General features: G+C 39.8%; 11 protein-coding genes and 1 pseudogene. 8 read left to right on the forward strand and 4 right to left on the reverse strand.

Annotated features, from left to right (window positions below; genetic code table 11):
• Together CDG55_RS03010 and CDG55_RS03015 are read left to right on the forward strand one after the other, a co-directional pair.
• A complete protein-coding gene (locus tag CDG55_RS03010) occupies positions 1-633 on the forward strand; it encodes an MlaC/ttg2D family ABC transporter substrate-binding protein (RefSeq protein ID WP_005156334.1) in 633 nt (210 codons plus the stop codon).
• A gap of 11 nt (positions 634-644) precedes the next feature.
• Entirely contained in the window at positions 645-932 is a 288-nt protein-coding gene (locus CDG55_RS03015; protein WP_005156331.1) for an STAS domain-containing protein, read from the forward strand.
• 42 nt (positions 933-974) lie between these two features.
• Here the strand turns inward: CDG55_RS03015 and CDG55_RS03020 are convergent, their stop codons facing one another.
• A complete protein-coding gene (locus CDG55_RS03020; protein WP_087536049.1) occupies positions 975-1,988 on the reverse strand; it encodes a CorA family divalent cation transporter in 1,014 nt (337 codons plus the stop codon).
• Between the two features lie 344 nt (positions 1,989-2,332).
• On the opposite strand from CDG55_RS03020, the gene CDG55_RS03025 reads away from it, so the two are divergent.
• Positions 2,333-2,728: an NUDIX hydrolase gene (locus CDG55_RS03025; RefSeq protein ID WP_171287506.1), complete on the forward strand. Its 396-nt coding sequence runs from the start codon at positions 2,333-2,335 to the stop codon at positions 2,726-2,728.
• Here the strand turns inward: CDG55_RS03025 and CDG55_RS03030 are convergent.
• Positions 2,679-3,365, reverse strand: coding sequence for a ComF family protein (locus tag CDG55_RS03030; protein WP_087536051.1), 687 nt, complete (start codon positions 3,363-3,365; stop codon positions 2,679-2,681). The genes CDG55_RS03025 and CDG55_RS03030 overlap by 50 nt on opposite strands.
• Complete coding sequence (gene recG / locus CDG55_RS03035; RefSeq protein ID WP_087536052.1) at positions 3,358-5,403, reverse strand: ATP-dependent DNA helicase RecG; 2,046 nt, start codon at positions 5,401-5,403, stop codon at positions 3,358-3,360. The genes CDG55_RS03030 and recG overlap by 8 nt, the downstream gene beginning before the upstream one ends.
• 18 nt (positions 5,404-5,421) lie before the next feature.
• Here recG and CDG55_RS03040 point away from each other — a divergent pair, with 18 nt between their 5' ends.
• From CDG55_RS03040 to CDG55_RS03050, 3 genes and pseudogenes are all read left to right on the forward strand, one after another.
• On the forward strand, positions 5,422-6,240 hold the full coding sequence (locus CDG55_RS03040; protein WP_087536053.1) for an NAD-dependent epimerase/dehydratase family protein: 819 nt from the start codon (positions 5,422-5,424) through the stop codon (positions 6,238-6,240).
• Between the two features lie 91 nt (positions 6,241-6,331).
• A pseudogene (locus CDG55_RS03045) lies at positions 6,332-7,044 on the forward strand (IS5 family transposase).
• A gap of 138 nt (positions 7,045-7,182) precedes the next feature.
• On the forward strand, positions 7,183-8,163 hold the full coding sequence (locus tag CDG55_RS03050; protein WP_087536449.1) for a putative solute-binding protein: 981 nt from the start codon (positions 7,183-7,185) through the stop codon (positions 8,161-8,163).
• Between the two features lie 52 nt (positions 8,164-8,215).
• Here the strand turns inward: CDG55_RS03050 and plsB are convergent, their stop codons facing one another.
• Positions 8,216-10,771, reverse strand: coding sequence for a glycerol-3-phosphate 1-O-acyltransferase PlsB (gene plsB, locus CDG55_RS03055; protein ID WP_087536450.1), 2,556 nt, complete (start codon positions 10,769-10,771; stop codon positions 8,216-8,218).
• A gap of 328 nt (positions 10,772-11,099) precedes the next feature.
• Between plsB and CDG55_RS03060 the strand changes: the two genes are divergently transcribed.
• The gene (locus CDG55_RS03060; protein WP_004660328.1) at positions 11,100-11,972 is read left to right on the forward strand and encodes an acyl-CoA thioesterase; all 873 of its coding nucleotides are present in this window, start codon (positions 11,100-11,102) and stop codon (positions 11,970-11,972) included.
• 136 nt (positions 11,973-12,108) lie between these two features.
• Positions 12,109-13,350: a dicarboxylate/amino acid:cation symporter gene (locus tag CDG55_RS03065; RefSeq protein ID WP_087536451.1), complete on the forward strand. Its 1,242-nt coding sequence runs from the start codon at positions 12,109-12,111 to the stop codon at positions 13,348-13,350.
• The last annotated feature ends 22 nt before the right edge of the window (positions 13,351-13,372 follow it).

Consider the following 13,372-nt stretch of genomic DNA (forward strand, 5'->3'; position numbering starts at 1 on the left):
GTGAATACATTATTGAAACAGACGTTAACAGCAAGTGTATTATCAACCATGCTTGCGAGTGCTGCATTTGCAGCACCAACAGAAACCCCACCTGATTTTGTTAAACGTGTTGCTGATGGTTTAATTACACGTCTAAAAGCAGATCATGCGAAATTACAAAGTAATCCTGCTTTAGTTAAATCGATTATTCGTCAAAACCTTGATCCGTATGTTGATTCACAAGCATTTACACGTATCGTATTAGGTACGTATGCAAACAATCAATATACAACTGCTGCGCAACGTGCTCAGTTTGAACAAAATTTCCGTGCGGTGATTATTGAAAATTATGGTGGTGCTTTCGCTAAATATACCAACCAAAGTTATACTATGCGTCCTTTTAAGTCGACCAATAGTAAGAATCCCGTTGTTACATTAGACTTCTTGCATAATGGTGAGAAAATCCCTGTATCGTTCCAGTTGACAGATAAAGGCGACCAATGGAAAGTCCGTAATATTAATGTCTCTGGTATTGATTTAGGCTTGCAATTCCGTAATCAGTTTGCTGCTACTGTTAAGCGCAATGGTGGTGATCTGAATAAAGCGATTGCAACCTTTAAGCCAGATGCAGATGCTGCTGTTAATAAAAAATAAGTAGGTGACGGGTGATTCAGTATATTGATCAGCAATTAATTGTTTCAAAAACAATTGATTTCTCGAATGCAGAACAGGTTTATCGAGCAGGTTTAAAGCATATCCAGCAACATAAGAGTTTTCCTCTCATTGTTGATCTGGGTCAGCTTGAACAAGGAAATACCCTTTCTTTAGCGGTATTGGTGCAATGGCTGCGTCAGACACCTGAAAGTAAAGGGCTGCATTTTAAAAATGTGTCTGATAAGATGCTGAAAATCATCCAAGCCTGTCATTTGCAAGATGATTTGAAATTGATATGAAAAAAGTCTTGTAATAAAAAAGCACCGCAAGGTGCTTTTTTATTAAATCCATTTCTTCCAGCGGAAGTACACCATTGGGAGTACAAGGAACGCCATCAGGATACTCGCTACAATCCAGAAACTCAGACTACCATGTGCGAAAGGTAAGACCTCAGTGTTCATGCCATAAATACTAGCAATCAGCATCGGAGGGGCAAGCATACTTGGTAAGATCGAGAATCGACGAATTGTGTCATTCTGTTCGGTGTTAATGAAGCCTGATGTGGTATCCAGTAAGAAGCGGACTTTCTGGAATAAGAATGCATCATGTTCGACCAGTGAACGGACATCCTCACTTAATTCTCGAATATCTGCATCATAAATATGACTGCCTAAAGCTCGAGGACGAGAAAGGAAGGTAAGCACACGACGTAAATCGATCAAACACAGTTGCGCCTTTCCAAGCATATCTTCTTGTTGTGCGAGTCGTGTAATCATGTCATCAAGATCGAGCAGGGTTTCACGATGATGGTTATTGAGTACTTCTGTGGAGTATCTTTCCAAGTCTTTGTGGATATCTTCCAAGATATCCGCAAGCTCATCTAGTTTTGCTTCAAGTAACCCGAGCAAGATCCAAGTGGGATCTTTATAGTCCATATTGTAATCATTACGGCGTGCACGCGCACGGAAGGCACGAAATGCAACTAATTTTTCGCCACGCATGGTAAACAAACGATCTTTATGCAGAATGAAGGCAACTGTTTGTACTGTTGCAAGCATATGAGATGACTCATCTGTATCGCCATCGACCTGATAATTTTTATTCTTTGTTAAAAAATATGTACTGATATGCAAGATGCCATCATCATCACGGTAAAATCGTGCGGATGAGGAAATGTCTTCAAGTGATTTTAATGTTGGTAGGTTTCGCTCGTAAGCATCAAATACCCACTGTTGTTCTTCTTGAGATGGAGCAATTAGATCAATCCAAACCAATTCAGGGTGGAGATCAAAACTCCCATTGATTGTTGCATCTTCTAGACTACCGCGCTCTGTGGCATAAAAGGCTTCAAGCATGTCTTTTTTCCTCGCGCAGCCAATGTGAGATTTTCAGCATTGTACCGAAAACCAGCGTGTATTTTAGACAAGGATGAAACGAAAAACACTTGCCTAAACGTTAATTTCTAAAAAATCTTGTTACACAGCCTACTTTATCAGCATGACAGTTATATAAAACGGTTTTAATTGTATGAATTCTATATGTGTTTTTTGTGTGAGGCTGCCAGATTATGGTTCTATTGATCTAAAAAATTATCGTTGTCTAGATAAGTCATGGCTGAGCAGGACAATACCGAGTTTATGGTTCTTTAGTTCCATTGTAATGAATGCATCGGTTGAAATTTAAGTGTGAGGAAAGGGTATTGAAAACGATTACTGTGGCTGCCGCTGTCATTTTAAATGACCAAAATCAATTGCTTTTAGTGCGTAAACAGAATACGCAGGCATTTATGCAGGTGGGTGGAAAACTGGAACTGAATGAAGCGCCTGAAATTGCAATACAGCGTGAAATTTTAGAGGAAATCGCGTGTGAATCTGAGATCAAACAGTTTATCGGGCGCTTTGAAACGGCTGCTGCAAATGAGCCTGATCATCTGTTAGTGAGTTATGTTTATGAGGTGAAACTGAAACAAACACCACGTATCGCTGCGGAAATTGCAGAGATGAAATGGATTGATTTGGAAGATCAAGTCACTTTACTTGCACCTCTTACTCAACACGTGGTGATTCCATGGTGTCAGCAAAATTTAGAGAACTAGCATTATTACGGATAGGGGCTGCTAAACAAATACTATAAACCTGTTGGCAGCCAAGTTGTTGCAAGACTTGAGATAAGGCGGTAATTGAACTGCCCGTTGTGACGACATCATCGACGATCAAGACTTTGCGATAACGAAGATGATTGGGCGGTGCAGCCACAAATTGCTGTTCAATATTTTCTAGTCTTTCGATGCGCGATAAGCCTTTTTGCGAGTGTTGATCCAAGCGTTGTATAGGTTGCCAGATAGGGATATTTAAGCTTTTACTAAGTGCTTGGGCCAGTAAAAGCGTTTGGTTGAAACCTCGTTCAACTAATCGATCAGTTGAAATCGGCATTGGAACGATGGCATGAACTTTAGGAAGCTTGAGTTGTTGTAGCAGTCCTTCCAATAGTCGTTGATGATGCAATTTTTGTTCATATTTAAATTGCTGAATGATGCGATCAATCGGATATTGATAATGGCATACAACAAATATTTGTTGTTGATTACGTTGAATGGATTGTTTTAACCAAGGTAACTGATTCCAACAACTTTGACATACTCCGTATTGCTTCCTAATCCCAATATCACACAGGCTACATGGCGTTAGATAATCAAAGATTTGTTTTGCTGATGTTTGAATTAATTTAAACATAGGCGTATCTTGGGGCTTCAGGTAGCCAGCGTTTTAATAGTCCATCAGCATGCTGTGGATAATCTTTTAGAATTTGTTCAGCCACATAATGGGCTTGTGTGAGTAAATGATCATCACGTTCTAAACGTGCCACACGGAAGCCCATATCCCCAGTTTGTTTTGTTCCTAAGAGTTCACCCGGACCGCGTATTTCCAAATCTTTTTCAGCAATTACGAAACCATCATTACTTTCTCGTAAAATAGACAGTCGCTCCTGACCATTTTGAGACAAAGGTACTTTGTAGAGTAGAGCGCAAAAACTAGCGGTAGCACCACGCCCAACACGCCCTCGAAGTTGGTGCAATTGCGAGAGACCCAAACGTTCAGCATTCTCAATGACCATGATGGATGCATTGGGTACATCGACCCCAACCTCAATCACGGTAGTGGCAATTAACAGTTGTGATTGATTATCTTTAAAGGCTTGCATGACCGCTTGTTTTTCATCTGCTTTCATTTTGCCGTGGACCAGACCAATATTGATGTCTGGAAAGCGTTCCTTGATTTCTTGATAGGTGGCTTCGGCGGCTTGAGCATCTAGGGTTTCAGATTGTTCCACTAAGGTGCAGACCCAATATGCTTGTTTACCTTCACGACAGTTGCTGGCAATCCGTTGCAGGACTTGTTCACGGCGATCTAAAGGAATTGTTACGGTTTGAATTGTGGTGCGTCCCGGGGGGAGCTCGTCAATAATTGAAGTATCTAAATCACCATAAGCACTCATCGCGAGTGTGCGGGGAATCGGGGTGGCTGTCATCACCAATTGATGTGGGGTAAATTGATTAGCGCCTTTATTTCTTAAAGCAAGGCGTTGATCGACCCCGAAACGATGTTGTTCATCAATAATAACCAAGCCTAGTTTAGAAAATTCCACGGCATCTTGGAATAAAGCATGCGTACCGACAATAAGTTGTGCATGCCCTTGTTTAATTTGTTGTTCAGCTTGTGTACGTGCTTTGCCTTTTTGTTTGCCTGAAAGCCATACCACTTGGATGCCTAGTGGCTCAAACCAGCGTTTAAAATTTAAATAATGTTGTTCTGCTAAGATCTCAGTCGGTGCCATCAGTGCAACTTGCCAGTCTGCTTCTAGTGCATGGCAGGCTGCAACTGCTGCAACGAGTGTTTTACCTGCTCCTACATCACCTTGGACTAAGCGGAGCATCGGTTGATTTTGCTTGAGATCTTGCAAGATTTCCTTAGAAACTCGTTTTTGTGCATTGGTCATTTGAAAAGGAAGACCATCTAATAATGCCTTAGCCAAGACCTTACTGCTATCAAAACGAGGTGCAGCAATTTGGCGGATATAGGCACGGCGTGTTAATAGGCTAATTTGATGGGCGACTAGCTCTTCAAAAATTAATCGTTGTTGGGCAGGATGCGAACCTTGATTGAGTTGTTGCATGTTGGCATCAACAGGTGGCTCATGAATATATTCTAATGCTTGTTTAAGTTCATAGCCGTTGCTGTATTTAGTCGGTAATAACTCAGCCAAGTCATCGCTATGATGTTGTAACGCTTGACGAATATATTCACGTAATTTAGGCTGTGTCAGACCTTCAGTGCTAGGATAAATTGCCGTGAGTTGGGTTTTGGGTAACGGCGTATGCTGTTGGATGACTTGTATTTCTGGATGATACATTTCAAGACCGCGTGCTCCAACACGAACTTCACCGAATATTCGAAGCTGTTGTCCCATTTTGATGCGATCAGTTAATCCCTTATAAATGTGATAAAACCGTAAAGTAACCTTGCCAAAATCATCTTGTAATAAGGCTGCAAGTGATTTCTTTTTGCCTGGAGGAAAATCTACGGATCGAACCTCACCTTCGAGCAAATAACTTCGTCCAACAACCAGCTGATTCATTGGAATAATGGTGCTACGATCTTCATAGTCACGAGGAAGATGAAACAGCAAATCATCCGTGCTAAAAATATGAAGCTTTTTTAATAGGGTTGCTGCGGCGGCACCAACACCTTGTAATTGCTGGACTGAAGTCATCTCTATTCAAGGGTGTATATGCATATTTTATTTATTGGTTATGGTAAAACATCTCAGCGCGTTGCTAAACACTTATTTGAGCAAGGTCACCACATTAGCACAATTAGCCGTAGTCCAAAAATGGATTGTTATGCAAGACACTATATCCAAGATATACATTATTTAGATTTGACTCAGCTTGATCCAATTGATTTGGTTTATGTCATTCTTGCACCTTCGCAGAGCGGCATAGAAGCATATCAACAAACCTATGTTGATAGCGTTGAACCAATTGCTAATGCTCTCAAAAATCATCCTGTTCGACGTATCATCATCGTTTCTTCGACACGAGTCTATGGTGAAAATGCAGGGGAGCGAATCGATGATGAATCATTCATTCAACCCATCGATGAGCAGGGACATCTGCTTCGGAAGATGGAGTTGTTGTGGCAATCACATTATCCTCATCAGAGCATTATTGTCCGACCAGCAGGAATTTATGGGACCTCAATTGCTCGTTTAAAAAAGCTTGCTGAACAAACACTGACTTATCCAACGATACATTTTAGTAATCGAATTCATATCGATGATTTAGCCAAGTTTTTAGCGTTATTAGCTGTCATAGATATTGTGGAATCAAGTTATATTATTAGTAATAACAATCCTTTACCCATGCATGAAATATTAAGTTGGTTTCAACAATATTTAAACTTGCCTCAGTTGCAACTTATGTCTGAGCAAGTAACTGGGAAGCGAATTTATGCAACTCGATTGCCACAAACGGGATTTAAATTTGAACATCAGATTTGCTTTAATGACTATCAGACGCTGTTGTCGGTACATGATAATGAAAAATAATTAGGGCTTGTTGAGAATTAACAAAGGCAACTGATTAATTTATAATAGTACTATGGATAGATACATACTTACTGATGCCCAATGGGCAAAAATGGAACCTTTTTGCCTAGGTAAAGTGACCGATCGAGGTCGTAGTGGAAAAGATAATCGATTATTCTTAGAAGCAGTCCTCTGGATTGCCCGTACAGGCAGTCCATGGCGTGATCTACCTCCTCATTTTGGTAAATGGAATACCGTCTTTAAAAGATACCGTGACTGGGTGAAAGCTGGTGTATTTGAAACTATTTTTGCATCTGTAAATGAAGATGTTGATTTGGAATACGCCATGATTGATGGAACGATTGTTAAAGTTCATCGACATGGGCAAGGTGCAAAAGGGGGACTTTCAAACAGTCTATAGGTAAATCTCGAGGTGGAATGACCTGTAAAATTCTTGCCTTAGTGGATAGTCTAGGCAACCTCATTAAGTTTCGATTAATGCCTGGTCAATATCACGATTTAGTAGAAACCAAACCTTTAATTGAAGATGTTGATTTTCAAGCATTACTAGCGGATAAAGCATTTGATGCAGATTGGCTGATTCAAGAACTAAATGAACGTAAAGTGAAAGTGGTGATCCCACCCAAATCTAATCGAAAAGTAATGAGAGCATTTGATACGATTATGTATAAATGGCGTCATCTCATTGAAAACTATTTCTGTAAGTTAAAAGAATTTAAACGTATAGCGATGCGTAGTTGTAAAACAGATACGAGTTTTGAAGCCATGATTCAATTGTGCGCTAGTTTAATTAACTCTCGGTAATTCTCAACAAACCCTAGATTAAACTGCAAGACAATTTGAATAGTTGGTATAGATTTTGATGATAAAATACCAACAGATTCCGTAAAGGAACTGCCTGAGTTGTGCACATGGTTTGTGATGAGGCATTAAGGGGTGGATATGAGAAAAATAATTTTTACGATGATGCTGGTGTTGGTAGCAACAACAAGTTGGGCGGGCGCACAAACATGGTGTGTGTTTGATCCATTGAGTACTCAGGGCGATATTAGTCGTCGTTTACAAGATATTCGTCTCTATGCACTTCAACATAAAACTCAGTTGAAATTTGATACTTTTAAGGATGAAAAAAATGCGATTCAGGCATTTGACCAAAATAAATGTTCAGGTTTAGTGGCATCTAATTTTCATACCTATCGTTACAACCATTTTATGGGAAGTACCAGTGGAATTGGTTTGATTTCAAACAATCGTGTTGCACGTATGTTGTTGCAGTTATTGACCAATCCAAATGTCGAAAAACGTATGCTAGATCAAAATTATGAAGTGCTAGGCATGATTCCAATTGGCACGGCATATATGACCATGAATACTCAGCAGATCAGGAAAGTTTCACAATTAAAGAATAAGACCATTGGTATTTTGGAAAATAATCCGCCTCAATTGGCATTGGTACAAAGTGTATCGGCAAAACCTGTTTATGTGGATTTTGCTACGGCAGTTGATTCTTTCAAGCAAAAGAAGATCGATATATTGGCTGCACCAGCGTATGGCGTATTACCTTATAACTTGAAAAAAGAGTTTGGTGAATCGACCCAAGTTGTCAATTTTCCAGTCGCGTATTTCGCAATTAATATTGTGATTCGACCTCAAGCGTATCCCAATGGTTTTGGACACCAAATCCGAACTTGGTTTGTAAAAAATAGTAATGTTTTAGCTGCACAAGCAATGCAATGGGAAAATCATTTACCAGCGTATTATTGGGCTGATATTTCGGGTTATGAAAAGCAGGGCTATGAGGCGCTGGTTGCTAAGATTCGTAATCGTTATGTGGATTCAGGTTACTACGATGCCTATTTTGTCGAGCTAATCAAACGACTCAGATGTCTAGATGATCCGAAATATTTAGAATGCCGCAAATAAATTGGGTTAGCCAATTTTTTTGACTAACCCATCAGAAGTGAATACCGAAACATTAAGCTTTCTTGCGTTTTAAACGACGTTTTGCCTGTTGAGAAGCCATTGCTTCTAAAGCGGTTGCAAGTTCTTTATCTGTAAATGTTGTGATGTGTTGCAACATTTGCAAGGTCGTTTCATCCAGTACCAACTGTGCACCTGCGGCCATTTCACTGAAATTATCATCATATTCAATGAAACCATGTTCATTATTACGAATGTAATTTTGTTGTGTTAGAACCTTAATAAAGCTCTGGAATAAAGACTTATCAAAGAACTCAGGTGAGTTAAATTCATATAGTACAGATAGGCGTTGACCTAATAAGTGACTTAACTCTTCGACTTGTTTGGTTGAAATGTTGCCAGAACCACGTTGGGTGATCAGTGCAAGCGTCATGTAATAACGCTCTAAGCTTTGTTTAACTGGCATGCCTAAAGTCAAAAGTTTCTGATGCTCTTCACTGTTTGGTGTTGGGCTAAATAAGTTCCCATCATGATCTTGGAAAATTAGACCAATTTGAACAAGTGCGTTGATATAGTTATCAATATGCTGTTGCAATTCAGAAGCTTTCCACTTCATGAATAATTCAGCTTTTAAGAATGGATACAATGTACGAATCACATTACTTAAATCTGTTTTATTAATCTTACCGTTATGTTCAACCAATGATGCAACCAGTGATGGTAAGACAAAAGCATGCAAGATGTTGTTACGGAAATAGGTTAATAAAACAGCTTGATTGTCTTCTATGGCAATAATATCACCTAGAACATGCTGCACACGTTTGATCAGTTTGAGCTTTAGACCATAAGCAATGATTTCTTTACCTGATAAAGAAGTGACTTGCGTGCGTTCATCATATGGTTGTTGAGTCGCTAAATCACGATAAATATCAAGCTGTTTCGCACAGATCTCTTCATCTAATGTATGCTTTGGTGTTGCTAATAAGATCAAAGATAATAATGAAACAGGGTTGATGACCACCGCGCGGTTAATATTTTCTAAAATAACATTAGCTGAGCTTGAAACAACATTCGATACTTCAGCTGGAATTGGCGCATCATTTTTTTCGATCTGAATTTTGTCTGCATTATGCTGCTTTAAAATATCATCGAGGAAAACAGGTTCACCAAAGTTAACGTGTACCTTGCCAAAAATTCTTTCAATTTTACGTAAAGTTTTGACGATACCGAAAATTGATTCTGCTTCTTTTGGCTTACCTTGCATTTCACCTACATAAGTTGAGCCTTCCATCAAGCGCTCATAACCAATATATGTCGGTAAGAATACGATTGGCTTAGCACGACCGCGTAAATGACCATGTACGGTCATTGCAAGCATACCTGTCTTCGGTGGTAGCAAGCGACCAGTACGTGAACGACCGCCTTCAATGAAGTACTCGATAGGCGTATTGCGCGATAGAATGGTGTATAAATATTCTTTAAATACAGAAGTATACAGTGCATTTCCGCGGAATGAGCGGCGTATGAAAAATGCACCGCCTCCACGCAATAACTGACCTACAAAAGGTAAGTTCAGGTTATCACCCGCAGCAATATATGGAATCATCAAGCCACGTTTATAAATCACATAGGACAATAATAAATAGTCGATATGGCTACGGTGGCATGGTGTGTAAATAATTTCATAGTCTTTCGCAAGTTCGCGAACTGTACTGAAATTATGAACTTCAACGCCATCATATAGTTGTGTCCATAATCGTGTTAAAGCCATATCTGCGAAGCGTACTGCTGACGCTGAATAATCAGAAACGATTTCATTGACATAGCCAATTGCGCGGCGTTCTGCCTCAAGCATGCTGATTTTATGCTGAATGCTTTCACGGCGAATGGCATCCTGTACATCGGGTGCCTTAATGATAGACTGCATCACGTTGCGGCGGTCTGACAAGTCAGGCCCAAGTACCACTTCGCGTTGCTGGTCTAGGTAGCCATCTAGTGAACTTGCGATATACGTGGCAGGAGAGATGTTTGGATGATGTCTCTTGGCATAATCTACCAATTCACGTAGAGATTGAGGTTCATGGAATTCTAAATATGAATCACGCCCATGTAAGCCAATATTCATGAGTTGCTTAACAGTACCTGGTGTTGCCCAAGTATCAGAAAATAATAATTTAAACCATGAATCTTCTTTATCAGGTGAGCGTCCCCAAAGTACTGTAACGGGAACTAATTGAACATCTACTTCTTGATTTTGTTCTAATGCTTCGATCAACTGTAGAAGGCGTGGGGGATATGTTTGAGTATTAAAAAAGTTATTTTCATTCTGATGTAAAAATAGAATCGAGTTTTTTTCATGATAAGTTCCAAAACTCATGGCATCCAAAGCCGGCTTTAGATGAAGGCGACGCGTTTCACCATCAACTACCAAAGCATTACTACGTGAATAATTTTGTAGTACATAACAAATCACTTTATTTGAATCTGGTGTGCTTTGCTCAGTTGTTGTTGATTCTGTAGGAACTTCACCAAGAACATGTGGAGTGACCACAAGGTCAAGTAACTTACTCGACAGTTGGCGATACATTTGACCAAATCCAGTCTTGGACATTACAGACTCCTAAATGATAACCTTGAGCATGAGGCGTTGTTATAGTGCCGTAAACCACAGCGTACGGCATAGCTCGATGAACACAAACGTCAACACGACATTCTGCGATATTCTGCCATGAAACGATATGTTATTTTCTGACAAAATATAGCGTATTTGGTAGATTTTATCGTTAAAAATCGTATTTTTAGCGGTTATAAATAAAGATTAATGTGACGGATGAATCATTTTATCCTGAGCATATTTATTGGAATTTGTGGCACAATCGAAATGATCAATCCTGAATGGATTAGTTGATCTCTCCTCATTGATGTTGGAAGGCTATTACATGAATGCGTTAACTCAAGAACTGGTTGAACTTTTGACTTTGGAAAAGTTGGAAGAACATATTTTCCGAGGCAACAGTCGCAATTTGGTTGGGAAACGAGTATTCGGTGGGCAAGTTCTTGGACAAGCATTAAGAGCGGCGTCATATACCACAAACCGTCCAGCACATTCGTTGCATGCTTATTTTTTATATGGTGGTGATGTCGATGCACCGATCATTTATGAAGTTGATCCATTGCGAGATGGTAAAAGTTTTGCAAGTCGACAAGTGCGTGCGATCCAACATGGACGTACAATTTTCTCGGCGATGGTATCTTTTGCCAATCCAGAAGAAGGCTTAAATTATCAACATAAAGAACCAGAGTATCCGAGTCCTGAAGAGCTGAAGTCTGAGAAAGAATTAAAAGAAAGTATGCTCAATTTCGTTCCAGAAAATGCACGTACGAGTTTTATGCGCGAACGTCATGTGGAAATTAGACCAACTCGACCAGTTAATCCTTTTCAGCCGCAGCCTGAAGCACCATATTATGCGCACTACATTCGTACCCATGATCGTATTGCAGAAAATGTTGATGACGTTTCATTACATCAAGCCATCGTTGCGTTTTATTCAGACTTTACTTTGATGACTACAGCACTGCGTCCACACGGGTTATCTTGGATTTCGCCAAATTTACAATGTGCAAGTATTGATCATACCATTTACTTCCATCGCCCGTTACGTGCTGATGATTGGATGCTTTACGATATGGAAGCAACGATTAGTGCCAGTTCACGTGGTCTGAATTTTGGACGCATGTGGCAGAATGGTCAGCTGGTATGTAGCACTGTGCAAGAGGGGCTAATTCGCTTAAGAGAAATTGAAACCCAGTAAGTTAGATTTGAAAAATTCAAATTAAAGCCATCGTTTAGATGGCTTTTTTTGTCATAAGGTTGTGACAAAAAATTGCTCGATTCTTCAATATGAGCGTGCCATAGTACCCACAAGCTAAAATATTTTATTAATCAGAATGAATTTAAATACACAAATTCTAATCGCAGCCGTACTGGGTGTTATATATGGGTTCTTCTTGACTTTGTATCCGCAGACTAGTTTTGCTGAACATAGTTTGTATGGGCTGGGGATTTTAAGCAGTATTTTTATTGGTTTACTAAAAATGTTGCTCATCCCACTTATTTTTAGTTCGATCGTTGTAGGTGTTTCAAATTTACAGGCTGGTGGACAATTTGGGCGAGTTTGGAAAATTACAGCATTAAGCTGTCTCACGACGACAACCTTAGCTTTGATTTTAGGGATTAGTTGTGCACATCTATTTGAAGTAGGTAAAGGCGTAGATATTCAAATCTTCCAAGAAGCCATGCAAAACCATCAGACGCCAGATACGCTGACGCCTTCAAGTTTTCTGACCAGTTTTATCCAAAATACCTTGATCAATCCTTTTAAAGCATTTAGTGAGGGTAATGTACTTGCAGTTGTGGTCTTTGCGTTATTCCTTGGAGTCGCATTAGTCAAAGGGGGTGAAAGCTTTAGTTTGGTTCGCAATACCTGCCAACAATTCTTTGTCATGATGATGATGCTTGTGGGTTGGGTGATGAAGCTAGCGCCAATCGGTATTTTTGCATTGCTTGCTAAATTGATCGCGAGCGAAGATCTTTCCGTGTTAAGTCGTTTAGTGGAATTCGCAATGGTTGTCACAGGAACAACGATTTTTCACGGTGCTGTTGTTTTGCCGACATTACTTTGGATTTTTGGAAAAATGAATCCAATCACTTTCTTTAAAGGTGCACGCACAGCTTTGGTCACTGCATTTGCGACTAGTTCAAGTTCCGCGACGATGCCACTCAGTATGAAATGTGCACAAGAAAATTTAGGTGTGCGACCACAGACGGCAGGATTTGTGATTCCTTTAGGAACACAATTAAATATGGATGGTACTGCACTTTATGAGGCAGCCGCTGCTTTGTTTATTGCAAATTTGATAGGCTTGGACTTGAGCTTAACACAGCAAATTATCGTATGTTTAACTGCCATGATTGCTTCATTGGGAGCACCAGGTATTCCCAGCGCAGGTATGGTGACCATGATTATGGTTTTACAATCAGTTGGTTTGCCTGCGGAAGCGATTGCGATTTTATTACCGATTGATCGAGTATTAGATACTGTACGAACAGTGGTGAATGTACAGGGTGATATGATGATCAGCGTTGTTGTTGATCGTTATGCTAAGCAAGCAGAAGTTGAATCAAGTTGATGCGATTTAAGAAATAAAAAAA

It is taken from the genome of Acinetobacter sp. WCHA45 (assembly GCF_002165255.2).
Taxonomy (GTDB): Bacteria; Pseudomonadota; Gammaproteobacteria; order Pseudomonadales; family Moraxellaceae; genus Acinetobacter.